This is a genomic window from Pseudomonas sp. NPDC079367 (assembly GCF_044542195.1).
Classification (GTDB): Bacteria; Pseudomonadota; Gammaproteobacteria; order Pseudomonadales; family Pseudomonadaceae; genus Aquipseudomonas.
In genome coordinates this window covers 59,921-86,895 of sequence record NZ_JBITTW010000016.1, presented here as the reverse complement: position 1 = coordinate 86,895, position 26,975 = coordinate 59,921, and the positions used below count along the sequence as shown (strand labels likewise).

The 26,975-nt window shown below is 60.8% G+C and carries 23 protein-coding genes; 12 read left to right on the top strand and 11 right to left on the bottom strand.

Annotated elements, in window-relative coordinates:
* Positions 1 to 146: 146 nt before the first annotated feature.
* The 3 genes from ACIGDJ_RS15205 to ACIGDJ_RS15195 form a co-directional block, all read right to left on the bottom strand.
* Positions 147 to 2,048 (bottom strand): PhoX family phosphatase, encoded by a 1,902-nt coding sequence (locus tag ACIGDJ_RS15205; RefSeq protein ID WP_101160960.1) that lies wholly within the window; start codon positions 2,046 to 2,048, stop codon positions 147 to 149.
* Between the two features lie 70 nt (positions 2,049 to 2,118).
* Complete coding sequence (locus tag ACIGDJ_RS15200; protein WP_101160957.1) at positions 2,119 to 2,883, bottom strand: TOBE domain-containing protein; 765 nt, start codon at positions 2,881 to 2,883, stop codon at positions 2,119 to 2,121.
* A gap of 173 nt (positions 2,884 to 3,056) precedes the next feature.
* A complete protein-coding gene (locus tag ACIGDJ_RS15195) occupies positions 3,057 to 3,791 on the bottom strand; it encodes a ComF family protein (RefSeq protein ID WP_397479079.1) in 735 nt (244 codons plus the stop codon).
* Positions 3,792 to 3,881: 90 nt separating this feature from the next.
* Here ACIGDJ_RS15195 and bioB point away from each other — a divergent pair, with 90 nt between their 5' ends.
* The 10 genes from bioB (at position 3,882) to ACIGDJ_RS15145 (ending at position 16,263) form a co-directional block, all read left to right on the top strand.
* Positions 3,882 to 4,937, top strand: coding sequence for a biotin synthase BioB (gene bioB, locus ACIGDJ_RS15190; protein ID WP_016772860.1), 1,056 nt, complete (start codon positions 3,882 to 3,884; stop codon positions 4,935 to 4,937).
* Between the two features lie 158 nt (positions 4,938 to 5,095).
* Positions 5,096 to 6,274, top strand: a complete 1,179-nt coding sequence (bioF, locus tag ACIGDJ_RS15185) for an 8-amino-7-oxononanoate synthase (RefSeq protein WP_397479080.1) — start codon at positions 5,096 to 5,098, stop codon at positions 6,272 to 6,274.
* Positions 6,267 to 6,998, top strand: coding sequence for an alpha/beta fold hydrolase (locus ACIGDJ_RS15180; RefSeq protein ID WP_101160949.1), 732 nt, complete (start codon positions 6,267 to 6,269; stop codon positions 6,996 to 6,998). The genes bioF and ACIGDJ_RS15180 overlap by 8 nt, the downstream gene beginning before the upstream one ends.
* A complete protein-coding gene (gene bioC / locus ACIGDJ_RS15175; RefSeq protein ID WP_101161782.1) occupies positions 6,991 to 7,800 on the top strand; it encodes a malonyl-ACP O-methyltransferase BioC in 810 nt (269 codons plus the stop codon). The genes ACIGDJ_RS15180 and bioC overlap by 8 nt, the downstream gene beginning before the upstream one ends.
* Positions 7,797 to 8,477, top strand: a complete 681-nt coding sequence (bioD, locus tag ACIGDJ_RS15170) for a dethiobiotin synthase (protein ID WP_313005074.1) — start codon at positions 7,797 to 7,799, stop codon at positions 8,475 to 8,477. The genes bioC and bioD overlap by 4 nt, the downstream gene beginning before the upstream one ends.
* Before the next feature lie 108 nt (positions 8,478 to 8,585).
* Positions 8,586 to 8,882, top strand: coding sequence for a pyrroloquinoline quinone biosynthesis protein PqqE (locus tag ACIGDJ_RS15165; protein WP_071173831.1), 297 nt, complete (start codon positions 8,586 to 8,588; stop codon positions 8,880 to 8,882).
* Positions 8,883 to 9,156: 274 nt separating this feature from the next.
* Positions 9,157 to 10,962 (top strand): phenylacyl-CoA dehydrogenase, encoded by a 1,806-nt coding sequence (locus ACIGDJ_RS15160; protein ID WP_101160943.1) that lies wholly within the window; start codon positions 9,157 to 9,159, stop codon positions 10,960 to 10,962.
* A gap of 190 nt (positions 10,963 to 11,152) precedes the next feature.
* Entirely contained in the window at positions 11,153 to 12,442 is a 1,290-nt protein-coding gene (locus ACIGDJ_RS15155) for a GGDEF domain-containing protein (protein ID WP_041476719.1), read from the top strand.
* A 90-nt stretch (positions 12,443 to 12,532) separates the two neighbouring features.
* The gene (locus ACIGDJ_RS15150; protein WP_397479081.1) at positions 12,533 to 14,329 is read left to right on the top strand and encodes an acyl-CoA dehydrogenase C-terminal domain-containing protein; all 1,797 of its coding nucleotides are present in this window, start codon (positions 12,533 to 12,535) and stop codon (positions 14,327 to 14,329) included.
* Positions 14,330 to 14,484: 155 nt separating this feature from the next.
* Complete coding sequence (locus ACIGDJ_RS15145) at positions 14,485 to 16,263, top strand: acyl-CoA dehydrogenase C-terminal domain-containing protein (protein WP_397479082.1); 1,779 nt, start codon at positions 14,485 to 14,487, stop codon at positions 16,261 to 16,263.
* A gap of 228 nt (positions 16,264 to 16,491) precedes the next feature.
* Here the strand turns inward: ACIGDJ_RS15145 and ACIGDJ_RS15140 are convergent, their stop codons facing one another.
* Positions 16,492 to 17,406: a LysR family transcriptional regulator gene (locus ACIGDJ_RS15140; RefSeq protein ID WP_101160935.1), complete on the bottom strand. Its 915-nt coding sequence runs from the start codon at positions 17,404 to 17,406 to the stop codon at positions 16,492 to 16,494.
* Between the two features lie 169 nt (positions 17,407 to 17,575).
* Here ACIGDJ_RS15140 and ACIGDJ_RS15135 point away from each other — a divergent pair, with 169 nt between their 5' ends.
* Entirely contained in the window at positions 17,576 to 18,802 is a 1,227-nt protein-coding gene (locus ACIGDJ_RS15135) for an aspartate aminotransferase family protein (RefSeq protein WP_397479083.1), read from the top strand.
* 193 nt (positions 18,803 to 18,995) lie between these two features.
* Complete coding sequence (locus ACIGDJ_RS15130) at positions 18,996 to 19,154, top strand: YqaE/Pmp3 family membrane protein (RefSeq protein WP_003228885.1); 159 nt, start codon at positions 18,996 to 18,998, stop codon at positions 19,152 to 19,154.
* A gap of 116 nt (positions 19,155 to 19,270) precedes the next feature.
* Here ACIGDJ_RS15130 and ACIGDJ_RS15125 read toward each other — a convergent pair whose 3' ends face one another.
* The 7 genes from ACIGDJ_RS15125 to pqqF form a co-directional block, all read right to left on the bottom strand.
* Positions 19,271 to 21,070 carry a S9 family peptidase gene (locus tag ACIGDJ_RS15125; protein ID WP_397479084.1) on the bottom strand — a complete coding sequence of 600 codons (1,800 nt, stop codon included), beginning with the start codon at positions 21,068 to 21,070 and terminating at the stop codon, positions 19,271 to 19,273.
* Positions 21,036 to 22,175, bottom strand: coding sequence for a pyrroloquinoline quinone biosynthesis protein PqqE (gene pqqE / locus ACIGDJ_RS15120; protein WP_178081227.1), 1,140 nt, complete (start codon positions 22,173 to 22,175; stop codon positions 21,036 to 21,038). Before pqqE ends, ACIGDJ_RS15125 begins: the two co-directional genes overlap by 35 nt.
* Entirely contained in the window at positions 22,168 to 22,443 is a 276-nt protein-coding gene (gene pqqD / locus ACIGDJ_RS15115; protein WP_101160925.1) for a pyrroloquinoline quinone biosynthesis peptide chaperone PqqD, read from the bottom strand. The genes pqqE and pqqD overlap by 8 nt, the downstream gene beginning before the upstream one ends.
* Complete coding sequence (gene pqqC / locus ACIGDJ_RS15110; protein WP_101160923.1) at positions 22,440 to 23,192, bottom strand: pyrroloquinoline-quinone synthase PqqC; 753 nt, start codon at positions 23,190 to 23,192, stop codon at positions 22,440 to 22,442. Before pqqC ends, pqqD begins: the two co-directional genes overlap by 4 nt.
* Before the next feature lie 138 nt (positions 23,193 to 23,330).
* Positions 23,331 to 24,242, bottom strand: a complete 912-nt coding sequence (gene pqqB / locus ACIGDJ_RS15105; protein ID WP_397479085.1) for a pyrroloquinoline quinone biosynthesis protein PqqB — start codon at positions 24,240 to 24,242, stop codon at positions 23,331 to 23,333.
* 81 nt (positions 24,243 to 24,323) lie between these two features.
* A complete protein-coding gene (pqqA, locus tag ACIGDJ_RS15100) occupies positions 24,324 to 24,398 on the bottom strand; it encodes a pyrroloquinoline quinone precursor peptide PqqA (protein ID WP_003444522.1) in 75 nt (24 codons plus the stop codon).
* A gap of 156 nt (positions 24,399 to 24,554) precedes the next feature.
* The gene (gene pqqF, locus ACIGDJ_RS15095; protein WP_397479086.1) at positions 24,555 to 26,963 is read right to left on the bottom strand and encodes a pyrroloquinoline quinone biosynthesis protein PqqF; all 2,409 of its coding nucleotides are present in this window, start codon (positions 26,961 to 26,963) and stop codon (positions 24,555 to 24,557) included.
* Positions 26,964 to 26,975: the final 12 nt, after the last annotated feature.

The following is a 26,975-nucleotide window of genomic DNA, read 5'->3' as shown; positions in this document are numbered from 1 at the left end:
GGTTGAGGGTTTTGCCTTGGATATGGACGCCTGTAAGCGCTTCTTCGCGAGCAAACCCCCTCCCACAATGGATCTGCAGTGTGCCAATCCTCTCATTCACACAGGCGATCAAATGTAGGAGCGGGCTTGCTCGCGAAAGCGGTTGATCAGGCGCCGACGATCCCGCCGTCTTCGCGAGTAATCGCCATCACTGAAGACCTTGGCTTGCCGTTGGGCAGATGCTCGGGAAAGGTCGAGCCGCCGTTCTCGCCCGGATGCTGAATCCCGACAAACAGGGTTTTCTGATCCGGCGAAAAGCTGATTCCGGTCACCTCGCAACCCACCGGCCCGACCATGAAGCGGCGAATCTCTCCGGTCGCAGGATCGGCGCAGAGCATCTGGTTGTTGCCCATCCCGGCGAAGTCGCCAGCGTTGCTGGAATCGCCATCGGTGAGAATCCACAGGCGTCCGGCCTTGTCGAAACCCAGGCCGTCGGGGCTGTTGAACATGTTCTGCGGGGTGATGTTCGATGAGCCGCCCTTCGGCGTTCCGGCATGCACGCCCGGGTTGCCGGCGACCACAAACAGATCCCAGGCAAACGTCTTCGAGGCATGGTCATCGCGGTCGGTACGCCAGCGCAGAATCTGCCCGTAAACGTTCTTCTCGCGTGGGTTCGGCCCGCCCACCGGCTGACCGTCTTCGCCGCGCTTGGCGTTGTTGGTCAGGGTGCAATAAACCTGACCGTCCTTGGGGCTGACGACGATCCACTCCGGGCGGTCCATGCGTGTTGCCCCAACCACGCTGGCGGCGAGGCGCGCGTGGATCAGCACTTCAGCCTGATCGGCAAACCCGCTGCTGGCGTCGATGCCGTTTTTGCCGTGGCTCAGTTCGATCCACTGGCCGCGGCCTTTCGGGTGATCGGGGTTGCCGTCGCCGGCATCGAATCTGGCTACATACAAAGTGCCGTGATCGAGGATGTCGCGGTTGGCTTTCTGGTTACGGTGATTGATGCGATCGCGGCTGACGAATTTGTAGATGAACTCGCCACGCTCGTCGTCGCCCATGTACACCACGGCGCGACCGTCGTCGGTCTCGGCCAGCGCGGCGTTTTCATGTTTGAAGCGGCCCAGCGCGGTGCGTTTGACCGGAGTCGATTGCGGATCGAATGGATCGATCTCGACCACCCAGCCGTGACGGTTGAGCTCGTTCGGGTTCTTGGCCATGTCGAAGCGCGGGTCGTGCGGGTGCCAGTTGATGTCTTTGCTGCTCGCAACTACGCCATAGCGCTTTTGCGCGGCATCGAACTGTTGCTGGGCGTTGCTGCTGCCGAAGCAATCGGTGAAGTTTTCTTCGCACGTCAGATAAGTGCCCCACGGCGTCTTGCCGTTAGCGCAGTTCTGGAAGGTGCCGAGGACTTTTTTGCCGTGCTTGTCGGCGGCGGTTTTCATCAAGTCGTGGCCGCGGGCCGGACCACTGATGCGCAGCGGCGAGTTACCGTGAATCCGCCGGTTGTAGCGCGAGCCCTGGACGAATTGCCACTGGCCGTTCTTGCGCTGCACTTCGATCACCGACACGCCTTCGCAGGCCAAGGCCTTGCGCACGTCTTCGGCCGATTGCGGCATGCCGCCGTGCGGATACAGATAGCGGTAGTTGGTGTATTCGTTGTTGATCGCCATCAACGCGCGGTTTTTGTCGTCGGGGAAGGCGAACAGGCTCATGCCGTCGTTGTTGTCGCCGAACTGCACTTCCTGTGCGGCGGCGGTGCCATTGCCGCTCGGGTCGAAGGCCGGGCCGTTCTTGTGCAACGGCTGGCCCCAGCTGATCAGCACCGAAGACTTGTAGCCCTTGGGCAGGCTGATGCCGTCGGTGGTCGCCGCCGGGATGCTCTCGAAACCGAGCAGGCGGCTGTTGCCGGCGCTGACGCTGGCGGCCATGACGCTGCGGCTCAACAGGTTGCCGCCGAGGAACATCGCCGCGCCACACAACGCACCGGCGCTGATGAAACCGCGACGGCTGAGGCCGACCATTTTTTCCAGATCAGTGGATTGGTTTTCTTCTAATAGGCTCACATCAGGCTCCCTGCTTGGTTATGGGCAACACCTTAATGCGGGTCGATGACGCTTTTGTGGCAAGGGCCGATCAGAGCGGCGTGCCGATCAGCACATTGGACGGCGCGCATTGCACCTGCACCTGATCGCCGACGCCCAGGCTTTGGCGGTGCAAGTGCAGCGGTTCGGCCAGGGCGCAAAGGGTCTGGCCGTTGGGCAGCGAAATGCGCACTTCGCTGGGGCCGTTCTCGGCCTCGAGAATCGCCTCGATGGTGCCGCGCAGGACATTGTGCCCGGGCGTGGCGGGCTGATCGGTGCCGAACAGTTCAAGCCAGCCAGCCTTGATCAGCGCCATCACTTCTGTGCCGATCTGCAATTGCAGATGCACGGTGCTGTCGTGGGTGATCTGCGCATCCAAAGCTATGTGTCCGGCCAGGTCGAGGCGGACCAGATCATTGCGCCCCTGTGCCTGAATCGCTGCCACCGTGCCATGCAGTTGATTGCGTGCGCTGGTCCTGAGCATCAGCCGCCCGAGCAAATCCAGATCGCTGGCGTCTTCCGCCGCCTCCAGCACCTGCGCCTGCAACGCCTGCAATTTCTGATACAGGCGCAGCACCCGCTCACCCTCGCTGGACAGTCTCGCGCCGCCACCCCCCTTGCCGCCCACCACGCGCTCGACCAAGGGGTTCTGCGCCAGGTTGTTCAGCTCATCGATCGCATCCCACGCCGCCTTGTAGCTGAGCCCTGCACTCTTCGCCGCACGGGTTATCGAACCCTGCTCGGCGATGTGTTGCAGCAGGGCGATGCGCTGCGGGCGGCGGACGATGTGTTGGGACAGCAGGGTGGGCGTGGACATGGCAGAACGCTTCTGGCTCGGGCGATGAGAGGGACGTTGGCCACTTGCAGCGCATGAGTCAAGCCGAACACGGTTTTCTGTAGGAGCTACGGCGCGTTGCGATCTTTTGATCCTGTTTTTTACAATCAAAAGATCGCAGCGTGCCGCAGCTCCTACAGGGCTATGTCTCGTCTTCAAGAGCCTGGTTTCGGCGTACGAGCCAGGCAGTACACATCCACCCGCGCCGCACCTGCATTCATCAACAACCGCGCCAGCGCCCGGGCGGTCGCGCCGGTGGTCAGGACATCGTCAATCAGTGCGAAATGGCGACCGCTTACCTGCGCTTCAGGCGCCAGCGCGAAGGCATTGCGCAAATTGCGTTTGCGCGCCTTGGCATCCAGATCCTGCTGGGCGTCGGTGTCCATGATCCGCCGCAGAAGCTGTGCTTCACAGGGCAAATCCAGCGAAACACTCAACCAGCGTGCAAGCATTGCCGCCTGATTGAAGCCCCTCTGACGCAGACGTTTATTCGCCAGCGGCACCGGCAGCAGCACATCGGGTCTCGGCAAGTCCTCGTCAAAACGATGTTGCAGGTATTGGCCGAGAACGTCGGCGAGCAGGTGGCCAAACGGCCATTTCGCGTTGTGTTTAAAGCGCGTAATCAGACTGTCCACCGGGAAGCCATACACCCAGGGCGCGACGACCTGTTCGAAAGCCGGCGGCTCTAGCAGGCACTCGCCGCAGGTCAAGCCATGTCCAGTCAGTGGCAAAGCGCAGCTCCGGCAATGGCTGCCGAGCCAGGGCAGTTCAGTTTCGCAGGCCTCGCACATTGGCGTTTGTGCTTCTGCGGGCTCATCGCACAGCAAACAGATCTGTGCGTTTTTTAAACAGATGTAAACCTGTCTTTGGTATTGCGGTTGACAGCGCATGACACTTCCTTAAATATGCCGAACATCCGTGTAGCGCCTGTGGGTATTCCGTTCCCCCGGCGCCAGCCAAGCATAACCAAGGAATTGCCCATGAGCGCGAGCACCACCGCCACCCTGCGTCACGATTGGTCTCTGGCTGAAGTCAAAGCACTCTTCGTACAGCCATTCAACGACCTGCTGTTCCAGGCGCAAACGGTGCACCGCGCACATTTCAACGCCAACCGCGTGCAGGTCTCGACGCTGCTGTCGATCAAGACCGGTGCCTGCCCGGAAGATTGCAAGTACTGCCCGCAGTCCGGGCACTACAACACCGGCCTGGAAAAAGAAAAACTGATGGAAGTGCAGAAGGTCCTCGAAGAAGCGGCCCGAGCGAAAGCCATTGGTTCGACGCGATTCTGCATGGGCGCGGCGTGGAAACATCCATCGGCCAAAGACATGCCGTATGTGTTGAAGATGGTTGAAGGGGTGAAAGCCCTGGGTCTGGAAACCTGCATGACACTTGGCCGTCTCGATCAGGAGCAGACCGAGGCGCTGGCCAAGGCCGGCCTCGACTACTACAACCACAACCTCGACACCTCGCCAGAGTTCTACGGCAGCATCATCACCACCCGCACTTACAGCGAGCGCCTGCAGACGCTGGCCTATGTGCGCGAGTCGGGGATGAAAATCTGCTCCGGCGGCATTCTCGGCATGGGCGAATCGCTGGACGATCGCGCCAACCTGCTGATCCAGTTGGCCAACCTGCCCGAGCATCCGGAATCGGTGCCGATCAACATGCTGGTGAAAGTCGCCGGCACGCCGCTGGAAAACGCCGAGGACATCGATCCGTTCGACTTCATCCGCATGCTCGCCGTGGCGCGCATCCTCATGCCGCAATCCCACGTGCGCCTTTCCGCTGGCCGCGAAGCGATGAACGAGCAGATGCAGGCTCTGGCATTTTTCGCTGGTGCCAACTCGATTTTCTACGGCGACAAATTGCTCACCACCGCCAACCCGCAGGCGGACAAGGACATGCAGTTGTTCGCTCGCCTCGGTATCCAGCCGGAGGCCCGTGAAGAGCATTCCGATGAGGTTCATCAGGCTGCGATCGAGCAGGCACTGGTGGAGCAGAAGAGCAGCGAGCAATTCTATAACGCAGCGGTTTAATCCTGCGCGAATGTATCTGAAGGAATGCAACACCTTGTGGGAGCGGGCTTGCTCGCGAAAGCGTCAGGCCAGTCAACATACCGTTGAATGTTAGACCGCATTCGCGAGCAAGCCCGCTCCCACAGAGGATCTGTGTCATTTGAAAAATCGAGGCCTGCATGTCTTTCGATCTCGCCGCACGCCTTGCCGCCCGCCGTGCCGAAAACCTCTACCGGCAGCGCCCGCTGCTCGAATCACCGCAAGGGCCAGAAGTGGTGGTCGACGGCCAACCGCTGCTCGCGTTCTGCAACAACGACTATCTGGGTCTGGCCAATCATCCGCAGGTGATTGAAGCCTGGCGTGCCGGCGCTGAGCGCTGGGGCGTTGGTGGCGGCGCCTCGCACCTGGTCATCGGCCACAGCAGCCCGCATCACGCGCTGGAAGAAGCGCTCGCCGATCTGACCGGACGGCCACGTGCGCTGCTGTTCACCACCGGCTACATGGCCAACCTCGGCGCGGTCACCGCGCTGGTCGGGCAGGGCGATACGGTGCTGGAAGACCGGCTCAATCACGCCTCTTTACTCGACGCCGGTCTGTTGTCCGGCGCGCGTTTCAACCGCTATCTGCACAACGACGCCGAGAGTCTGAGCAAACGCCTGGAGAAAGCCACCGGCAACACGCTGGTGGTCACCGATGGCGTGTTCAGCATGGACGGTGATGTTGCCGACCTGCCTGCACTGGCCCGCGAGGCCAGAGCCAAAGGCGCGTGGCTGATGGTTGACGATGCGCATGGCTTCGGCCCACTGGGCGCCAACGGTGGCGGCATCGTCGAGCATTTCGGCCTGAGTCAGGACGATGTGCCCGTGCTGGTCGGCACCCTCGGGAAAGCTTTCGGCACCGCCGGGGCCTTTGTCGCCGGCAGCGAAGAGTTGATCGAAAGCCTGATCCAGTTCGCCCGCCCATACATCTACACCACCAGCCAGCCGCCAGCCCTGGCCTGCGCGACGCTGAAAAGCCTTGAGCTGTTGCGCAGCGAACACTGGCGCCGGGAACACTTGCAGACCTTGATCCGCCGGTTCCGCCAAGGCGCCGAGCAGATCGGGCTGGAACTGATGGACAGCTTCACGCCGATCCAGCCGATCATGATCGGCGATGCCGGGCGGGCCGTGCGTTTGTCGCAAATGCTGCGCGAGCGCGGGCTGATGGTCACTGCGATTCGCCCGCCCACTGTGCCGGTCGGCAGTGCGCGATTACGCGTGACGCTGACCGCCGCCCACAGCGAGGCGCAGGTGCAACAGTTGCTGGAAGGGTTGGCAGATTGTTTCGCTCGACTGTCGTTGGAGCCAAGCCATGCGTGATCGTCTGATTTTGCTGCCCGGCTGGGGCCTTGGCGTGTCACCGCTGGAACCGCTGGCGGCGGCTTTGCGTGGCCTCGACGAATATTTGCAGGTCGAGATCGAACCGCTGCCGGAGCTGGATTGCGCTGACCTCCAAGCATGGCTCGATGAACTCGATGCGCGCATTGCGCAAGAAGTCTGGCTCGGTGGCTGGTCGCTGGGCGGCATGCTCGCCTCCGAGTTGGCGGCACGGCGCGGCGAGGCGTGCTGCGGTGTGCTGACGCTGGCGAGCAACCCTGCGTTTGTTGCGCATCAACAGTGGCCGAGCGCGATGCCCAGCGAGACTTTCGATGCGTTTCTTGCCGGTTGCCAAGCCGATCCGCGTACCACGCTCAAGCGCTTCGCTCTGCTATGTGCGCAAGGTTCGCCAGACCCGCGTGGCTTGTCGCGCTTGCTGCTCAGTGGCGCGCCCGCCACCGCCCCGACTGCCCTGATGGCGGGTCTGGAGCTGCTCTCGCAGCTGGATACACGCCAGGCGTTGCAGGCGTTTCGCGGCCCGCAGCTTCATCTGTTTGGCGGGCAGGACGCGCTGGTTCCGGCGCAAGCGGCCGGCGCACTGTTCGCGCTGTTGCCGGATATCGAAATTGGCCTGATCGAACAGGCCAGCCATGCTTTTCTGCTGGAAGATCCGCACGGAGTCGCGGGTGCGATCCAGGCGTTTCTACATGAGTGCGCTGATGACTGATCTGTCCTTTGTGCTGCCCGGGGGCTTGCCCGACAAGCGCCAGGTAGCGGCGTCTTTTTCCCGCGCAGCGGCCAGTTACGACAGCGTCGCCGAGTTTCAGCGGGAGGTCGGCACGCAGTTGCTTGAACGGTTGCCGGCGAGTTCCATGCCGTCGCGCTGGCTCGATCTTGGTTGCGGAACCGGCTATTTCACCCGGGCGCTGGCCGCACGTTTTACCCAGAGTAGCGGTGTTGCGCTGGACATTGCCGAGGGCATGCTCAATCACGCTCGGCCGTTGGGCGGAGCTGAGCATTTCATTGCCGGCGATGCCGAAAGGCTGCCGTTGCAGGATGCGAGCCTAGAGCTGATTTTCTCCAGTCTCGCGTTGCAGTGGTGCGCCGACTTCGATGCGGTGCTGAGCGAAGCCTTCCGCGTGTTGAAGCCAGGCGGGATATTTGCGTTTGCTAGTCTGTGTACAGGGACGCTGTTCGAGTTGCGTGAGAGTTGGCAGCAGGTCGACGGGCTGGTGCACGTCAATCGCTTCCGTGAATTCGTCCGCTATGAGCAGTTATGTGCTGGCAGAGGCATGCGCATCTTGGCTCTGGAGAATCAGCCGCACGTGTTGCATTACCCGGATGTGCGCAGCCTGACTCATGAGCTGAAGGCGTTGGGCGCGCACAATCTGAATCCCGGCCGGCCGGGCGGTTTGACCGGACGCGCGCGGATTCTCGGGCTGATCGATGCGTATGAGCGGTTCCGTCAGCCGGCGGGGCTGCCGGCAACGTATCAGGTGGTGTACGCCGTATTGGAGAAACCCCTATGAGCGCAGCTTATTTCATTACCGGTACCGACACCGATGTCGGCAAGACTACCGTCGCTGCCGGGTTGCTCCACGCGGCGCGGTCGGCAGGCTTGAGCACGGCGGCGGGCAAGCCGGTGGCTTCCGGGTGCGACGTCACGCCCAAAGGCTTGCGTAATTCCGATGCCTTGGCGCTGCTGGCCGAATGTTCCTTGCCGCTGACTTATCAACAGGTCAACCCGGTGGCGTTCGAGCCCGCGATCGCTCCACATCTGGCGGCGCGCGAAGCAGGTGTCGCGCTGACGGTGCAATCGCTGCTGGCGCCGATGCGCGTGATTCTGGCGATGAACGCCGATTTCACCCTAATTGAAGGCGCGGGCGGCTGGCGGGTGCCGTTAGCGGATCAGGACAATCTGTCGGACCTGGCGATCGCGCTGAAGCTGCCGGTGATTCTGGTGGTGGGTGTGAGGCTGGGCTGTATCAGTCATGCCTTGCTGACTGCCGAAGCGATTGCCCGAGATGGCCTGCAGTTGGCGGGTTGGGTGGCCAACATCATTGATCCAAAGACTTCACGACTGGAGGAAAACCTTGCGACACTGGCCGAGCGTATCCCCGCGCCGTGCCTGGGCCGAGTGCCGAAACTCAAGGCGTTGAGCGCCGAAGCGGTGGCCGAGCATTTGCAACTGGATTTGCTCGATTAAGTTTCTCGCTATGAACAGGCACTGTGCCATTAGTGTTTTTGACGGGTGTTTTGCCGGCGCGTCTGCTTCAATGGCGTCCATTGATCCTTTACAAGGACGAGCACGACTATGGAAATCTCCGGCAACACAGCTTTTTATGCAGGGCTGAGTTCGATTCAGTCCGGGCAGAACCGCGTCGACCAGGCTGCCAGCCAGATCGCCAACAACACCATCGAACGCTCGGTGACCAGCCAGTCGTCCGAAGTGCAGGTCAATCGCCTGCGCGGTGTGGATCGCGCGCAGGAATCGGATCTGACCAGCAATATCGTCGAACTGTCGCAGGGCAAGATCCAGGCAGAGCTGGGTGTGAAGGTGGCCAAGGCGTCCGACGAAGTGCTTGGGACGATTATCGACACCTTCGCCTGATTGGATTTTTTGTAAACATCGAAACGCCGCGCATGTCGCGGCGTTTTTCGTTTAAGTCTTTCTTGCTCAACCAATCTTTTTCAGAAAGCTCGTGGCCTGCGCGCAGTCACGACGATTTATCGTGTCCGCAATTTGATTAAGCCGATGACGAACGGCAAAAGAACGGCGCTTGACAAGATTTCGGCGTAAACGTATGTTTCAAACAACTGTTTGACCGTCATAACAACTCAACACGGTCGTTCATTCCCGGTTACATCAGCAGAGGTTTATCGCTATGCCTGACTACAAGGCCCCCTTGCGTGATATTCGCTTCGTTCGTGACGAGCTGCTCGGCTACGAAGCGCACTATCAGAGCCTGCCAGCGTGCGCAGATGCCACGCCGGACATGGTTGACGCCATCCTCGAGGAAGGCGCCAAGTTTTGTGAGCAGGTACTGGCGCCGCTGAACCGCGTGGGCGATCTGGAAGGTTGCACCTGGAGCGAGTCTGGCGTGAAAACCCCGACTGGCTTCAAAGAGGCATACAAGCAATTCGTCGAAGGCGGCTGGCCAAGCCTGGCTCACGACGTTGAGCACGGCGGCCAAGGCCTGCCGGAGTCGTTGGGTCTGGCAGTCAGCGAAATGGTTGGCGAAGCCAACTGGTCGTGGGGCATGTACCCAGGCCTGTCGCACGGTGCGATGAACACCATCTCCGAGCACGGCACCCCTGAGCAGCAGGAAGCCTATCTGACCAAACTGGTCTCCGGCGAATGGACCGGCACCATGTGCCTGACCGAACCGCACTGCGGCACCGACCTGGGCATGCTGCGCACCAAGGCCGAGCCTCAGGCCGACGGTTCCTACAAAGTGTCCGGCACCAAGATCTTCATCTCGGCCGGTGAACACGACATGGCCGACAACATCGTCCACATCGTACTGGCCCGCCTGCCGGACGCACCGGCTGGCACCAAAGGCATCTCGTTGTTCATCGTGCCGAAATTCCTGCCAAACGCCGATGGCACCCTTGGTGCGCGCAACGCCGTGAGCTGCGGTTCGCTGGAACACAAGATGGGTATCCACGGCAACGCCACCTGCGTGATGAACTTCGACGGCGCCACCGGTTACCTGATCGGCCCGGCGAACAAAGGTCTGAACTGCATGTTCACCTTTATGAACACCGCTCGTCTCGGTACCGCGCTGCAAGGCTTGGCCCACGCTGAAATCGGCTTCCAGGGCGGCCTGAAGTACGCTCGCGATCGCCTGCAAATGCGCTCGCTGACTGGCCCGAAAGCGCCGGACAAAGCCGCTGACCCGATCATCGTTCACCCAGACGTGCGCCGCATGCTGTTGACCATGAAGGCGTTCGCCGAAGGCAACCGCGCGATGGTCTACTTCACCGCCAAACAAGTCGACATCGTCAAATACGGCGTCGATGAAGAAGAGAAGAAGAAGGCCGATGCACTGCTGGCGTTCATGACTCCGATCGCCAAAGCGTTCATGACCGAAGTCGGTTTCGAAGCCGCCAACCACGGCGTGCAGATCTACGGCGGCCACGGCTTCATCGCCGAGTGGGGCATGGAGCAGAACGTTCGCGACAGCCGCATTTCGATGCTGTACGAAGGCACCACCGGTATTCAGGCCCTCGACTTGCTCGGCCGTAAAGTGCTGATGACTCAAGGCGAAGCTCTGAAGGGCTTCACCAAGATCGTCCACAAGTTCTGCCAGACCAACGAAGGCAACGAAGCCGTTCAGGAATTCGTCGCACCGCTGGCTGCACTGAATAAAGAGTGGGGCGAGCTGACCATGAAGGTCGGTATGGCGGCCATGAAGGATCGCGAAGAAGTTGGCGCTGCCTCCGTGGACTACCTGATGTACTCCGGTTATGCCTGCCTGGCCTACTTCTGGGCTGACATGGCACGTCTGGCTGCGGAAAAACTGGCTGCCGGCACCAGCGACGAGGCGTTCTACACCGCCAAGCTGCAAACCGCGCGCTTCTACTTCCAGCGCATCCTGCCACGTACTCGCACACACGTGGCCACTATGCTGTCGGGCGCTGGCAACCTGATGGACATGAAAGAAGAAGACTTCGCACTGGGCTACTAACCCTTAGCGCAGTCTGACGAAACCGCTGCTCCCGTTCGGGAGCAGCGGTTTTTTTGTTTGCGGATCGCTCAGATAGTCGGGCTTTCGGCCGTTACAGAGAACGTGTGTGATCTGGATCACATTGTGTGGGCTTGGTCGCACTTTGCAGGCACAATGCCATCTCTTTGCTATGACGGGTCGGAGCTTACCCTTGCCGCGTTCTTCCGCTGTACGTTTCAGTCATTTCCTGCCTTCACTGCTGTTATTGCTTGCGGGGCTGGCGGCTGCGTATGTCAAAGATCTCAGCGTGTTTTTCACGTCCCTGTTCAACGTCTTGCCGACCCTGGTTCTGCTGCTCGGCGGGGCGTATTGCGCGGTGTACCGACGTCAGCGCGAACTGTTTCTGATGCTCACGGTGTACATCGCCTATTTCCTGCTCGATACCCAGACCGACTTTTACCGTGACAACGGCAAGGTTCGCGAAGACGCTGCGGTGGTGTTCCATCTGGTTTGCCTGCTGCTACCGTTGTTATTCGGGCTGTTCGCCGCATGGCAGGAACGCACCCATCTGTTTCAGGACATGGTCGCCCGGTTCGCCGTATTGCTGGCATTCGGCAGCGTGGCGCTGGGGCTGGAGCAAAGTTATCCGCAGGCGCTGCTGTTGTGGCTGTCGGAAATCCGCTGGCCGGCGCTGCACGGCGCGTGGATGAGCCTGATCCAGTTGTCCTACCCGGTGTTCATTTCGGCCTTCCTTTTACTGGCCTGGCAATACTGGCGTAACCCGCGCCCGTTGCACGCGGCGCAACTGGTCGGCTTGCTCGGTGTGTTCTGGATGTTGCCGAAAACCTTCATTCTGCCGTTCACCCTCAACATCATGTGCAGCCAGGTGATGCTGATGATCGCAGCCGCAGTTGCGCATGAAGCCTATCAAATGGCCTTTCGCGACGAACTCACCGGCCTGCCCGGTCGTCGCGCGCTCAACGAACGGATGCAACGCCTGGGGCGCAACTATGTGTTGGCGATGAGCGACGTCGATCACTTCAAGAAATTCAACGACACCCACGGCCACGATGTCGGTGATCAGGTCCTGCGCCTGGTCGCCAGCAAACTGTCGAAAATCAGCGGTGGCGGTAGGGCGTATCGCTACGGCGGTGAGGAATTTGCCTTGGTGTTCGCAGGCAAAACTCTTGAGGAATGCATGCCGCACCTGGAAGTGATCCGTGAATCGATCGCGTCCTACAGCATTCAGTTACGCAACCAGGAAAACCGCCCGCAGGATGATCAGCAAGGTCGCCAGCGCCGTAGCGGTTCCGGCGCGTCGGCGGTGTCAGTGACGGTGAGTATCGGTGTCGCCGAACGCGTCGAACAGCGTACTCCGGAAGAAGTGCTCAAGTCCGCCGACCAGGCGTTGTACAGCGCCAAGGGTGCCGGGCGTAACTGCGTCATGGCATTCGGGCAGAACCGTCGCGGCGCGGTGCGCATGGATACCGCTGCGGGTTGAGTGATGATGGCGCATTCAGCGCCCGCACAATGATTGTCGGGCGGGATGGCCGCCAGTAGGTTGCTGAAATCTGCTGACGGAGAAGCCACCATGCCCGAGTACAAAGCTCCCCTGCGCGACATGCGCTTTCTGATTGATCACGTCTTCGACTTCCACACCAGTTACGCCAGTCTCGGCGCGCATGACGCCAGCCCGGACATGATCAACGCGATCCTCGAAGAGGGCGCAAAGTTCTGCGAGAACGTTCTGGCACCGCTCAATCGCAGCGGCGACGAAGAGGGCTGCCATTTCGACAATGGTGTGGTGACAACGCCTACAGGCTTCAAGCAGGCTTTCGCACAATACGTCGAGGGCGGCTGGCACGGGTTGGCGGCCGATCCAGCTTACGGTGGCCAAGGGCTGCCGAGTTCGCTGGGGCTGGTGATCAGCGAGATGGTCGGCTCCAGTAACACGTCCTGGGGCATGTACCCGGGCCTGACCCACGGCGCGATGTCGGCGATCCACGCCCACGGCACCGCCGAACAGAAAGACACCTACCTGAGCAAACTCACCGCTGGCCAGTGGACCGGTACCATGTGCCTGACCGAAGCCCACTGCGGTACCGATCTGGGGATCATCAAGACCCGCGCGGTGCCTCGGGCCGACGGCAGTTACGCGATCACCGGCAGCAAGATTTTCATTTCCGCCGGCGAGCATGACCTGAGCGACAACATCATCCATTTGGTATTGGCCAAGTTGCCGGACGCACCGGCTGGAACCAAGGGCATTTCCCTGTTTATCGTGCCCAAGTTCCTGCCCGATGCAGCAGGCGAAGCGGGAGAGCGCAATGGCGTTTCCTGCGGCTCGATCGAGCACAAGATGGGCATCAAGGCTTCAGCCACCTGTGTGCTGAACTTCGATGCCGCCACCGGTTACCTGATCGGCGAGCCGAACAAGGGCCTCAACTGCATGTTCACCATGATGAACCACGCGCGGCTCGGCACCGGCATGCAGGGGCTGTGTCTGGGCGAGGCGAGTTTTCAGGGGGCGATCAAGTACGCCAACGACCGCCTGCAGATGCGCGCGCTGACAGGTGCCAAAGCGCCGGAAAAACCTGCCGACCCGATCATCGTCCACCCGGACGTGCGACGCATGCTGCTGACCATGAAAGCCTTCAATGAAGGCAATCGCGCGCTGACCTATTTCACCGCGCAGATGCTTGATGTCGCGCACCTGAACAGCGATGCCCAGGCGCGTCAGGAAGCCGAAGACCTGTTGGCATTCCTTACGCCGATCTGCAAGGCGTTCATGACCGACACCGGGCTGGAAGTGACCAACCACGGGATGCAGGTGTTCGGCGGCCATGGCTTCATCCGTGAGTGGGGCATGGAGCAACTGGTGCGCGACTGCCGGATTGCGCCGATTTACGAGGGCACCAACGGCATTCAGGCGCTCGACCTGCTCGGGCGCAAGGTGCTGGGCAGTCAGGGCAAGCTGCTGCGCGGCTTCACCAAAATCGTCCACAAATTCTGCGCAGCGCACGCCGGACACGCGCAGTTGGGCAACTTCGTCGAGCAACTCAACGGGCTCAATCAACAGTGGGGCGATCTGACCATGAAGGTCGGCATGGCCGCGATGAAGAATCCGGACGAAGTCGGCGCGGCGTCTGTCGATTACCTGATGTACAGCGGTTACATCATCCTTGGCTACCTGTGGCTGCGCATGGCGTTGGTTGCTCAGGCACAACTGGACGCAGGCGAGGGCGAGGCTGATTTCCTGAAGGGCAAATTGGCAACGTGCGAGTTTTACTTCAAGCGCTTGTTGCCGCGCACAGCGGCGCATCGGGCGGCGATCGAAGCGGGGAGTGATTGTTTGATGAATCTGTCGGCGCAGGCGTTTGCTTTGTAGGGCAGATAGAAAGATCACTACGATATTTTTCCAGTGACCAAAAATAACAAACCAGTCACCGGTTGACCCTATGTGTCGCAAAAGTTGTTGAGGTACACTCGGGCTCAGAAAATATCATTCCACGAACCACCTGTTTAGATCTTGCGAGGTTTGCCATGGCTGACTACAAAGCGCCGCTGCGCGATATGCGCTTCGTCCTCAATGAAGTGTTCGAGGTCGCCAAACTCTGGGCCGAGCTGCCTGCGCTGGCCGAGACCGTCGACGCCGAAACCGTTGAAGCGATTCTCGAAGAGGCCGGCAAGGTCACCAGCAAAAGTATCGCGCCACTGAGCCGTGCCGCTGACGAGGAAGGTTGTCATTGGGCGGACGGTGCCGTCACTACTCCGGCGGGTTTCCCACAGGCTTATCAGACTTATGCCGAAGGCGGCTGGGTCGGCGTCGGCGGTGATCCGGCCTACGGCGGCATGGGCATGCCCAAAGCCGTGTCGGCGCAGGTCGAAGAAATGGTCAACTCCGCCAGCCTGGCGTTCGGTCTGTACCCGATGCTGACCGCCGGCGCCTGCCTGTCGATCAACGCCCACGCCAGTGAAGAACTGAAAGCTGCGTACCTGCCGAACATGTACGCCGGCATCTGGGCCGGTTCCATGTGCCTGACCGAGCCGCACGCCGGAACCGATCTGGGCATCATTCGCACTAAAGCCGAACCTCAGGCCGATGGTTCCTACAAGGTCAGCGGCACCAAGATCTTCATCACCGGTGGTGAACACGACCTCACCGAGAACATCATTCATCTGGTACTGGCCAAGCTGCCGGACGCGCCGGCCGGTCCAAAAGGCATTTCGCTGTTCCTGGTGCCAAAGTTCATGGTCAATGCCGACGGCAGCCTCGGCGCACGCAACCCGGCCAACTGCGGTTCGATCGAACACAAAATGGGCATCCAGGCCTCGGCAACCTGCGTGATGAACTTCGACGAAGCGGTCGGCTATCTGGTGGGCGAGCCGAACAAAGGTCTGGCCGCGATGTTCACCATGATGAACTACGAGCGTCTGGGCGTCGGAATTCAGGGCCTGGCCACGGGCGAGCGCTCCTATCAGAACGCTGTTGAATACGCGCGCGATCGCCTGCAGAGCCGTTCGCCAACCGGCGCGCAGAACAAGGACAAAGTCGCTGATCCGATCATCGTTCACCCGGACGTGCGACGCATGTTGCTGACCATGAAAGCCTCGAACGAAGGCGGCCGGGCATTTTCCACTTACGTCGCGATGCAATTGGACACCGCCAAGTTCAGCGAAGATGCAACCACCCGCAAGCGCGCGGAAGACCTGGTGGCGTTGCTGACGCCGGTGGCGAAAGCCTTTCTCACCGATCTGGGGCTGGAAACCACCGTCCACGGGCAGCAGGTCTTCGGCGGCCACGGCTACATCCGCGAATGGGGCCAAGAGCAACTGGTGCGCGATGTACGCATCACGCAGATCTACGAGGGCACCAACGGCATTCAGGCGCTGGATCTGGTCGGGCGCAAGATCGTCGGCAGCGGCGGCGCGTTTTACCAGCTATTCGCTGACGAGATCCGTCATTTCACCGCAACCGCCAGCGCCGACCTGGGCGAGTTCACCAAGCCGTTGAACGATGCCGTCGACACTCTCGACGAACTGACTGCGTGGTTGCTGGATCGGGCGAAAAACAATCCGAACGAAATCGGCGCAGCCTCGGTCGAATATTTGCAAGCATTCGGTTACACCGCTTACGCCTACATGTGGGCGTTGATGGCCAAAGCCTCGCTCGGCAAGGAAGCCCAAGACGACTTCTATGCGAGCAAGCTGGGTACCGCACGCTTCTATTTCGCCCGTCTGCTGCCGCGCATCCACTCGTTGAGCGCGTCGGTAAAGGCCGGCAGTGAGTCGCTGTTTCTGCTGGATGCAGCGCAGTTCTGATCCTGTGCTCGTCCTGTAAGCATTCGCTTACATGACGCGCTGCTGTTCTCCCATATGCATATATTGGATCCACGGCTAATCTACGTTTCATGGACGTCGCGCAGGAAGCGCAAAGTAAACAACACGGACACGTAGGATTCTGCCAGGGTGGCGGAGTGAAATGGATGTCAGGGAAACAGTCTGCAAAGCCCCGCTTCGGCGGGGTTTTCTTTTGCCTGAAGAAAAATATCAGGCGATAGGATCGAGCGGTGCCTTTGCTTCGCGGTCGATCACCTCCTCAAGCAATGTCTGCAGCAGTGCCAACGAGGCCTGCTGGCGTTGCACATCGCGGCACACCAGGCCGACTTTAAGTGGCACGCGAGGCTCGCTGAGCGGTTTCCACAGCAAATCAACATCGTCGTATTCCTTTTGCGAACGTCCCGGTAGCACCGTCGCCAGCCTGGTGTGCGGCAGGCTGTCGAGAATCCCCAGCATATTGTTCAGCTCGGCCTGCACCTGCGGACGGCGCCCGAGGCTGGTCAGTTGCGCCTGCCAAATCTGCCGAATCTGGAATTCCTCACCGAGCAACAGCATCGGCAGTTCGGCAGCCTGGCGCATCGAGACTTTCTTGAACTCGCGCAACGGATGATCCGCCGGAATGACCAGCGTCAGTTCGTCTTCATACAGCAACACGCCGTGCAGCCCGGGTTGGCGCGGCGGCAGATAACTGATGCCAATGTCCAGCGAACCGTTGAGCAGGCGCCGTTCGATTTCCAGCCCGGTCAGCTCGTAGATCTGCACCACCAGATGCGGCTGCGCCCTGCGCACACGCTCGAGCATTTGCGGCACGAGGCTGGTGTGTACCGTTTGCAGCACGCCGATCGCCAGGGTCCGCAACGCCTGCCCCTTGAAATTGCCCAACGCCTCGCGCGCCCGCTGCAAGCCATCGAGCAGCGGTAATGCGTGGTTATACAAGGTGTGCGCAGCCAGGGTCGGCAGCAGACGCTTGCTGCTGCGTTCGAACAGCGTCACGTCGAGGTTTTGCTCCAGCTGACGGATCTGTTGCGACAGCGCTGGTTGCGAGATCGACAGGCGTTCCGCCGCCCGGCCGACGTGTCCTTCTTCGTAGACCGCGACGAAATAACGCAGTTGTTTGAAATCCATAAGTAGTGCTTATCGAAATGGCTGGGAAATCGAAATGGCCTGATGCCGTTTGCGCGCCTAGTCTAAACGCATTCACAAGGCTTACAGGGCCAGAAAACGTGATGAATTCCATTTGCTTCGTTAGTACTTACATAGGCAGTTCAAAAAACCTCAAGCGAGGTTTTTTCGCATGAATTTGTTCAGTTTGCGGCGCCAGACGCCGAGTCTGGACGACCTCACCTTCGAGGCGGGGCCATCCGCTATGACCGACCACCTCAATGCCCAACGCCTGATGCCCAGTGTTGAACGACCGCATCAAGTGTTCGTTCGGGGCCAGGGTTCCTGGCTGTGGGACAGCAATGATCGCGCCTACCTGGACTTTTCCCAGGCTGGCGGCGCCAACAGCCTTGGCCACAGCCCCACGGCGTTGGTCAAAGCCATCGCCAATCAGGCCCAGGCGCTGATCAACCCAGGCTTCAATCTGCATAATCGCGGCATGCTCAGCCTCGCCGAACGCTTGTGCGCCAGCACCTCCAGCGATCAGGCGTACCTGCTCAACAGTGGCAGCGAGGCTTGTGACGCGGCAATCAAACTGGCGCGCAAATGGGGCCAACTGCATCGCAGCGGGGCTTCGCGGATCATCGTGGCGCAGCAGGGTTGCCATGGCCGCAGTCTGCCGACGATTGATCGGGTGCCATTCAACGACTTGCCGGCGCTGCATGCGGCGGTCGACGCGCAAACCGTAGCAGTCATGCTTGAACCGATCCAGAGCGATGCCGGAGTTATCCCCGCGACCGAGCACTACCTCAAAGGCGTCGAGCGGCTGTGCCGCGAGTTGGGCATTCTGCTCATTCTCGACGAAGTGCAGACCGGCATCGGCCGCTGCGGCACCTTGCTCGCCGAGCAGTCCTACGGCATTCGCGCCGATATCGTTGTGCTCGGCAAAGGACTCGGCGGCGGCTTGCCGCTGGCGGCGTTGCTGGCGCGGGGCAAGGCCTGCTGTTTTGCCGTTGGGGAGCTGGGCGGCACCCATCACGGCAACGCACTGATGACTGCGGCCGGTCTGGTGGTACTCGACAGCGTGCACGACCGAAGCTTCCTCCAGCAGGTCAAGGACAATGGCCAGCATCTGCGCGAAGGCCTTGCACGACTGGCGCACCGCTATGGCCATGGTGAGTTGCGCGGCCAAGGCCTGTTCTATGGGTTGACGCTATCGGCAGATTGCGCCGATGCCGTCGTGCACGCCGCACTGCACGAGGGCCTGATATTGAACGCCGCGCAACCCGACTGCCTGCGCTTCACCCCGGCGCTCACGGTCAGCAATGCCAACATCGACGAAATGCTCCTGCGTCTGGGCCGTGCCTTCTCACGAGTGCACACCGCCCAATTGCAATGCCGCAAGGGTATCGCCGTCTGAGCTGAAGTCCCCCAACCGATTTCCCGAACCGTCTCGCGGTATAACGCACGCCCCACGCCTGATTCTTTTGGCGTGGGGCATTTTTTTTGTGGTGCTGGCGATCAAATAGCAAGCGTAATGAACCCTGACGAACGGCGCAGGTCGATTAGCTTGTATGGCTCAAGTGAGCCAACCCCCATTCAGGAGCTGCCCCATGGATTTCATTCGTATCATCATCGCTATTCTGTTGCCGCCACTGGGCGTGTTTCTGCAGGTCGGGTTTGGCGGGGCGTTCTGGCTGAACATTCTGCTGACGCTGTGCGGTTACATTCCGGGGATCGTGCATGCGGTGTATATCATCGCCAAGCGCTGAGTCCGGTAGCGTCTACCAGACCGCTTTCGCGAGCAGGCGCGCTCCCACAGGGAATTTGTGATTGAAGCAGATCCAATGAGGGAGCGAGCCTGCTCGCGAACGGGGCGATACGGTTTTCAGTCAGTCAGCTCCATCACCCGCCGATAAAACATCCATTCCTGTTCCAGCGCATGCGCCTGGTTGGCCGCGCGGCGAAAGCCGTGGCGTTCGTCGGGGTAGTAATGCGCCTCGACCGGGATGCCGTTGTGCTCCAGCGCCGCGACCATGGCGCGGGTCTGTTGCGGCACGACCACCGCGTCCAGTTCACCCTGAAAGAAAATCACCGGGACGCGGATGTTATCTGCGTGCAGCAGCGGAGTGCGGGCGGCATAGCGTTCGGCATCCAGATCGGGGTCGCCGATCAGCCAGTCCAGATAATCACCCTCGAACTTGTGCGTAGCCCGGGCCAAAGCGACCGGGTCGCTGACACCGTAGAGGCTGGCGCCTGCGCGGAAAACCTGTCTGAACGCCAGTGCGCACAGCGTTGTGTAGCCGCCCGCACTGCCACCACGAATGAACGCACGGTCGCCGTCGATCATCTCCCTGCCGGCAAGGTAATCGACCACGGCGCAGGCATCCTCGACATCCACCTCGCCCCAGCGCAGATGCAGCGCTTGCCGATATTCGCGGCCATAACCGCTACTGCCGCGATAGTTGAGGTCGGCCACCGCAAAACCCCGCTGCGTCCAGTACTGGATGCGCGGGTCGAGCATCGGATAGCACGCCGACGTCGGGCCACCATGGATAAACACCAGCAATGGCGGTTTCGCTTCACCGTTCATGGCCGGGTAGAAGAAACCGTGCGCCTCGCCGGATCCGCTGGGATAGCGCAAGGTCTGCGGGCGGCTGAAGTGCTCGGCGGGCAACGGAGCCACGCCGCCGGCCAATACCTTCACTGCGTGAGACACGCGATCAATGGCAATGACTGCCGACGGACTGACCGGCGATGCGGCGATGCAATAGATGAATTGTTGGTCCATTGCCAAGTGACGGAAGCGGCTGTAGTCGCCGCTGAAGTCTTCACTGCCAAGGGCCAGGCGACCGAAACCACCCTCGCTCCAGCTGGCTAAATATTGATCGCCGACAGGCAACCAGGTGCAGCCACCAAGCTGCCACGGCGCGGGCGCATGATCCGCCTCGGCACAGGCCAGCGCTTGCAGACCATCAGACGTTTCGACCCACGGCTGCCAGTAGCCGCCACGATCCGTCAGGCAGTAGAGTCGCCCGTCGGTGCCGAAGCGCGGCTGCTGAATCGACTCCTCCATCTGCTCGCCGGCAATACAACGGGGCGCAGAAAAATCACCTTCCGCGAGCATCAAACGCGTCGATGTCCACGGTTGATGCGGGCGGCTCCACTCGATCCACGCCAACCGCTGGCCGTCGGGGCTGAGCGTTGGCGACGCATAAAAGTCGGCGCCTTCTGCCAACACCTGTCGCGTGCCGTTCGCCGGATCGATCGCCACCAGCCGATGCTGATCCTGCTGTTCCTCAACCGCCAACACCCGGCCAGCGGCAAACTGCAGATCACCGTAGCGACAGTCAGTCGACGTCAGCGCGGCCGGCTCGCCATCCAGCGCCTGCCGATACATCTGCTGATCCGCTTCATTGACGAAAACCACGCCGTCGGGCGTCAGACAAAACGCGCCACCGCCATATTCATACACGCGGCTACGTACGCTGAAGACATCCGGTGTCAGACGTTTCGCCACGCCATCGTGCCAATGCCAGATCCGGCACGCGGCGTCCTCGGGGCGATATTCATTCCAGAACAAGCCGTGGGCGCCGAGCTGCAGTTCGGCGAAGTCGGTGCCGGCGGCGACGGCTTGGGCGGCGCTGAAAGGCTCAGCCCTTGGCGATGAGGCGTGAGTTTCGTTCATTGCGAAAGGCCAATTGTTCGATGGATTGAGTGGCGGTCTCGGCTTCTTCGCGGGCCTTGAGGATCACGCCGTGGTGTTCGGACTTGCTGCACACCGGGTCGGCATTACTGGCATCGCCGGTGAGCATGAACGCTTGGCAGCGACAGCCGCCGAAGTCTTTTTCTTTCTCGTCGCAAGAGCGGCAGGGCTCCGGCATCCAGTCGTAACCGCGAAAGCGATTGAAGCCGAACGAGTCATACCAGATGTGCTGCATGCTGTGATCGCGCACGTTGGGAAACTGCACTGGCATCTGGCGAGCGCCATGGCAGGGCAGGGCCGTGCCGTCCGGGGTGACGGTCAGAAAGATGCTGCCCCAGCCGTTCATGCAGGCTTTCGGGCGTTCTTCGTAGTAGTCGGGGGTGACGAAAATCAGCTTGCACGGATGCCCTTCGGCTTCCAGTTTGGCCCGGTATTCGTTAGTGATGCGTTCGGCGCGTACCAGTTGCTCCCTGGTCGGCAACAGGCCGACACGGTTGAGCTGCGCCCAACCGTAGAACTGGCAAGTGGCGAGTTCGACGAAATCGGCCTCCAGCGCAATGCACAGCTCGATGATGCGGTCGATCTTGTCGATGTTGTGCCGATGGGTGACGAAGTTCAGCACCATCGGGTAGCCGTGGGCCTTCACCGCCCGGGCCATTTCCAGCTTTTGCGCGAAGGCCTTTTTCGAGCCGGCGAGCAAATTGTTCACTTGCTCGTCACTGGCCTGGAAGCTGATCTGGATATGATCGAGCCCGGCCTTTTTGAAGTCGCTGATTTTCTGCTCGGTCAGGCCAATGCCGGAGGTGATCAGGTTGGTGTAGAAACCCAATTGCCGCGCTTCGTGAATCAGTTCGGCAAGATCCTGGCGCACCAATGGTTCGCCACCGGAAAAGCCCAGCTGCGCCGCGCCCATTTCTCGCGCTTCGCGGAAAACCTTGATCCACTGTTCCGTTGTCAGTTCTTTGCCCTGCTCGGCGAAATCCAGCGGATTGGAGCAATACGGGCATTGCAGCGGGCAGCGGTAGGTCAGCTCGGCGAGCAGCCACAGCGGCAGGCCGACTTGCGGTTTTGCCGGTAGATCAGGCAAGGGTGAGCCAGTGTTGCTCACGGGCAACCTCCATGAATTGCTCGATGTCGTCACCGAGCTCGGGCACGCCTGGGAACTGCTCGTCGAGTTTGGCAATGATCGCCGCGACATCGCGCTCACCGTCAATCAAGCCGCCGATCAGCGCGGCCGTCTCGTTGAGCTTGATCATGCCTTCCGGGTACAGCAACACGTGGCCTTTCTGCGCTGGCTCGTACTGGAAGCGGTAGCCGGGACGCCAGCTCGGGACTTTGCTGCGGTCGAAACTCATAAGCTGATTCCTTTATGCCAGACCCTTTGATCGGTGACGCTGTGATACGGCGCACGGTTCAGTTCGTAGGCCATGCTCATGGCATCGAGCATGCTCCAAAGAATGTCCAGTTTGAACTGGAGAATTTCCAGCATGCGCTCCTGACCTTCGCGAGTCTTGTAGTGCTCAAGGGTGATCGCCAGCCCATGCTCGACATCACGCCGCGCCTGACCGAGTCGGGTGCGGAAATATTCGTAACCGGCCGGGTCGATCCACGGGTAATGCTGCGGCCAGCTGTCCAGGCGCGACTGATGGATCTGAGGCGCGAACAGTTCGGTCAGCGAGCTGCTGGCCGCCTCCTGCCAACTGGCGCGACGGGCAAAGTTGACGTAGGCATCGACGGCGAAACGCACGCCGGGCAGCACCAGCTCCTGGGAGCGCAATTGATCCGGGTCGAGGCCGACCGCCTGGCCGAGACGCAGCCAGGCTTCGATACCGCCATCTTCACCGGGCGCGCCGTCGTGGTCGAGCAGACGCTGAATCCACTCGCGACGGATCTCTCTATCCGGGCAGTTGGCGAGGATCGCCGCGTCTTTCAGGGGAATGTTCACCTGATAGTAGAAGCGGTTGGCGACCCAGCCCTGAATCTGTTCGCGGGTCGCGCGGCCTTCGTACATCGCCACATGATAGGGGTGGTAGATGTGGTAGTAGGCGCCTTTGGCGCGCAGGGCCGCTTCGAATTCGGCGGGGGACAGCGGGGTGTCGATCATTGCGGTTCTCCGGGGAACAACCGTTGAAATCCTGGGTGTCTGTTCGGACGCCTTCGCGAGCAAGCCCGCTCCCACATTGGATCTGTGGCGTACACAAAACTCCTGTGGGAGCAGGCTTGCTCGCGAAGGGGCCGGTCGCTACAACACAATACTCATGCCATCAAACGCCACTTCAACATTGCGCCGCGCGAGTTCTGCGCGCTCGGCCGAATCCTCGTCGAGAATCGGGTTGGTGTTGTTGATGTGGATAAGCACCTTGCGCTGCTCAGGCAACTGCTCCAGCACTTCGAGCATGCCGCCCGGGCCGCTCTGGGCCAAGTGGCCCATCTCGCGACCGGTGCGGGTGCCGACGCCACGGCGCTGCATTTCATCGTCATCCCACAGCGTGCCGTCGACCAGCAGGCAATCGCTGCCCGCCATGATTTCCAGCAGCGGCGCATCGACCTTCCCCAGCCCTGGCGCGTAGAACAGCTTGCCGCCGGTGTTGAGGTCTTCAACGATCAAGCCGATGTTGTCGCCCGGATGCGGATCGAAGCGATGCGGCGAATACGGCGGCGCGGCGCTGCGCAACGGCAATGGTGTAAAACGCAGATTCGGGCACGCCGCTACGGTGAAGCTCTGGTCGAGTTCGATGCGATTCCAGTCCAGCCCGCCGTTCCAGTGCGTGAGCATTTTGAACAGCGGAAAACCGGTGCTCAGGTCTTCGTGAACCATGTCCGTGCACCACACCTGATGCGGGCAGCCTTCGCGCAGGCTGAGCAGGCCGGTGGTGTGGTCGATCTGGCTGTCCATCAGAATGATCGCGCTGATGCCGGTGTCGCGCAGGGCCCGGCCCGGTTGCATCGGGGCGAAGCTTTGCAGTTGCGCGCGGATGTCTGGCGAGGCGTTGCACAGCACCCAGTTCACGCCGTCATCGGAAATGGCGATGGACGATTGGGTGCGTGCCCTGGCATTCAGGCTGCCGTCGCGAAAGCCTGCGCAGTTGACGCAGTTGCAGTTCCACTGCGGAAAACCGCCACCGGCGGCCGAACCCAGAATCTGGACGAACATGAACGCTCCATCATTTCAACGCGGAAAATAAAACGCCTCGGCGAGCCGAGGCGTTGCACTGCAATTCTACGTAAGCAGAACTCAGCGGCTGGCGAAGTACATGGTGACTTCGAAGCCGATACGCAGGTCGGTGTAAGCAGGTTTGGTCCAGGCCATGAGATGTCTCCTTCTGAGGGTTGGGATAGCGCTATCCATAGGTATAGTCCACGGCAGCGCGACGATGTTCCAATTAGTTAGGCGGCTATGTTACTCAAAATTTCAGCGTAATGACCCGTGAATCTTTGAGAAAGCTCCTTGCAGCCCCGGTAATGATCAGTTTGCCGCTTGCCACGGCGCGCCCGGTACCGATTCATTGGCCAGGCAGTGGTGGCCGCCGTCCGCATTGATCAGCCGTTGCGCAGCGGCCAGTAAAGCCTGGCGATCAACCTGCCGGATGGCTGTGACAAGTTGCTCACGGTAATCCGACGAGTGGCCGCCGAGTTTGACCTGCCACAGGAATTCGGCCGCATCCCTGGCCGACAGCGTGGCGTCGTCGAACTGATCGGCGAGGCTTTGGCTCTGTTGCTTCAGGCTAGCGTCGTCGAGCTTTTCGATCAGCGCTGGAATGTCCTTGAAGAACGCTTGCATGTGTTCGAGCAACTTGACCGCCGAGGCCGTCGGCGATTGCACGCCGAAGACCATTGCCGTCGTCCCATGCAACTGACGTAGCGCGCTGAACACGGCGTAACCCAATTGCAGCTCGACGCGCAGGCGCTGGTAGAAAGGTGTCTGGCACAACTGTGCGAGCAGGCGCCAAGCGGCTTCATCAGCGATATCGTGGTTGGTCGGGCAGATGAGCAGCAAGGCATGTTCACTGGAAGCGGTGTCGATCTTGCTCCAGCGGTATCCGCCGTTGCCGTGCGGGGCAATCGGCAGTTGATTGTCCGGTGTGCCGGGAATGCGGCTGAGCGCCAGGCCCATGGCTGATTGGGTTTGCTGGTTCAGGCCAAGAGCCAGGCCGTCCCAGCGGGCAGTGGTCCACAGCTGCTTGATGTCATCGCTGGATTCAATCGTGGGCAGGGACTTTTCCGGTAGAGCTTCGAGTAGTTGGCGGATCGGCATCGAGGGTGTTTGCGCCTCGTCGCGCGGCGAATCGGCGTCGATGGCTGTCAGACATTGCAGCGCATGTTCGAGGACGCTCGGCATCGGTTCCTGTAGTCCGGTCATTTTCAGCACCCATTGGTTACCTGGGGCGCTGAAAGACAGATCCACTCCGGCTTCAGCCGCATCCTGCCGCGTCTGGCGCAGACTACGCTGCAATCTCGAGCGCAGATCTGCGCCGGCCGCCGCCTCGACCTGCCAGCGCAAATAAATCGCCCCTTCATCGCTGTGGTCCGGCAGCGCTTGGCTGAACTGCATCGGCGAGCGTTCGCGACGGCTGCGCGAGCGATCCTGGGCGAACGTGCGCAGGCCGCGGTGGGCGCTGGTCTGGCCGCGAATCAGCCCGGCGTTGGTCAACGGTTCACTGGTGTGCAGGAACGGGTTGGCGGCGGGCGGGTGCCAATGATCGCTGAAGTTATCCACAACACCGATTTCGCTCAGGATGTGCTCTAGTGCGGCGGCGCCCGATTCGGTCAGGCCGAATGCTTGCTGCTCGATGTCGAGGCGCGCCAGTTGCAAGGCCCCGCTGACTTGCTGCTGGCGCTGAAGCAGGGCGGCGTATTCCTCGCGCAAAGGCGTCCAGTCCTGTCGGGTGAAGAAACTCAGCCAGTCCAGCAGGTATTCGCCAATGGCGTTCAATTGCTCGCCGTCGGCATGGAATTGAAGATGCAGCAGTGCTTGCCCGGCGAATTGATAGATCGGTGCGGCCTTCAGGCTTTCTGCCAATTTCTGTTGTTGCAGGTGTGCGAGCAAACCACCGGGTTTTGCGCTGTTCAACCAATGGCACAAAAAGGCCATCGCCTCTGCGGATGACTCGGGTAGGCCATCGAAAGCGATTAACAGGTTCGCGTGAGCGCCGACCTGTTGATAACTTTTTACCGTCAGCGGTGGCGGGGCGACTTGGGCAACTTCATCCCCAACCGGCAACACCGCAGTCAATTGCTGCGCCAACTCCCGAAGCTCATCGATAGTGTGCGGCCCGACCAGACTGAGGGTCATTTGCCCGGTTCGATAAAAGCGCTGATGGAAATCTTTCAGCGCCGACTGAAACCCCGGCGACTCCACCTGCAAGCTGTCCCGATTGCCCGCATGAAATCCACGCAGCGGGTGCTGCGCGGGTAAACCGTCATACAAGGCAAACTGCTGCTGCGCTGTCGGATCCTGCGACCAGGCGACAAATTCCGCCTGCAATACTTCCCGTTCACGCAGTTGATCGTCCAGATTCATACGCGGCCGGGCAAGCATGTCTGACAGACGCTCCAGCCCCGCGCTGAAAGACGACACAGGCAGCTCGAAGAAAAAATCCGTGGTGCGTTCGCGGGTGCTGGCGTTGACCTGTCCGCCGTGACGTTGCACGTAGGCCATCAGCCCTTCATCTGTGGGAAAACGCTCGGTGCCGAGAAACAGCAAGTGCTCAAGAAAATGCGCCAGCCCCGGCCATGCCAACGGCACGTCATGGCTGCCGGCCGCCACGCGCAACGCGGCGGCGCTGCGCTTGAGGGCGGGCACATGGCGCAGGGTCACGCGCAAGCCGTTGGCCAGAGTTTCTGTGTGAGGGCGAGGATGAGTCGGCGCAGGCATGGGCACTTCCAG

Coding starts and splice junctions, on each gene's coding strand:
- ACIGDJ_RS15125 (WP_397479084.1), bottom strand. CDS start 21,070: ATGAACGAAACTCACGCCTCATCGCCAAGGGCTGAGCCTTTCAGCGCC.
- ACIGDJ_RS15160 (WP_101160943.1), top strand. CDS start 9,157: ATGCCTGACTACAAGGCCCCCTTGCGTGATATTCGCTTCGTTCGTGAC.
- bioC (WP_101161782.1), top strand. CDS start 6,991: ATGACTGATCTGTCCTTTGTGCTGCCCGGGGGCTTGCCCGACAAGCGC.
- pqqD (WP_101160925.1), bottom strand. CDS start 22,443: ATGAGTTTCGACCGCAGCAAAGTCCCGAGCTGGCGTCCCGGCTACCGC.
- pqqC (WP_101160923.1), bottom strand. CDS start 23,192: ATGATCGACACCCCGCTGTCCCCCGCCGAATTCGAAGCGGCCCTGCGC.
- ACIGDJ_RS15140 (WP_101160935.1), bottom strand. CDS start 17,406: ATGGATTTCAAACAACTGCGTTATTTCGTCGCGGTCTACGAAGAAGGA.
- ACIGDJ_RS15135 (WP_397479083.1), top strand. CDS start 17,576: ATGAATTTGTTCAGTTTGCGGCGCCAGACGCCGAGTCTGGACGACCTC.
- ACIGDJ_RS15165 (WP_071173831.1), top strand. CDS start 8,586: ATGGAAATCTCCGGCAACACAGCTTTTTATGCAGGGCTGAGTTCGATT.
- bioD (WP_313005074.1), top strand. CDS start 7,797: ATGAGCGCAGCTTATTTCATTACCGGTACCGACACCGATGTCGGCAAG.
- ACIGDJ_RS15130 (WP_003228885.1), top strand. CDS start 18,996: ATGGATTTCATTCGTATCATCATCGCTATTCTGTTGCCGCCACTGGGC.
- ACIGDJ_RS15150 (WP_397479081.1), top strand. CDS start 12,533: ATGCCCGAGTACAAAGCTCCCCTGCGCGACATGCGCTTTCTGATTGAT.
- ACIGDJ_RS15200 (WP_101160957.1), bottom strand. CDS start 2,883: ATGTCCACGCCCACCCTGCTGTCCCAACACATCGTCCGCCGCCCGCAG.
- pqqF (WP_397479086.1), bottom strand. CDS start 26,963: ATGCCTGCGCCGACTCATCCTCGCCCTCACACAGAAACTCTGGCCAAC.
- ACIGDJ_RS15195 (WP_397479079.1), bottom strand. CDS start 3,791: ATGCGCTGTCAACCGCAATACCAAAGACAGGTTTACATCTGTTTAAAA.
- pqqB (WP_397479085.1), bottom strand. CDS start 24,242: ATGTTCGTCCAGATTCTGGGTTCGGCCGCCGGTGGCGGTTTTCCGCAG.
- bioB (WP_016772860.1), top strand. CDS start 3,882: ATGAGCGCGAGCACCACCGCCACCCTGCGTCACGATTGGTCTCTGGCT.
- ACIGDJ_RS15145 (WP_397479082.1), top strand. CDS start 14,485: ATGGCTGACTACAAAGCGCCGCTGCGCGATATGCGCTTCGTCCTCAAT.
- ACIGDJ_RS15180 (WP_101160949.1), top strand. CDS start 6,267: ATGCGTGATCGTCTGATTTTGCTGCCCGGCTGGGGCCTTGGCGTGTCA.
- bioF (WP_397479080.1), top strand. CDS start 5,096: ATGTCTTTCGATCTCGCCGCACGCCTTGCCGCCCGCCGTGCCGAAAAC.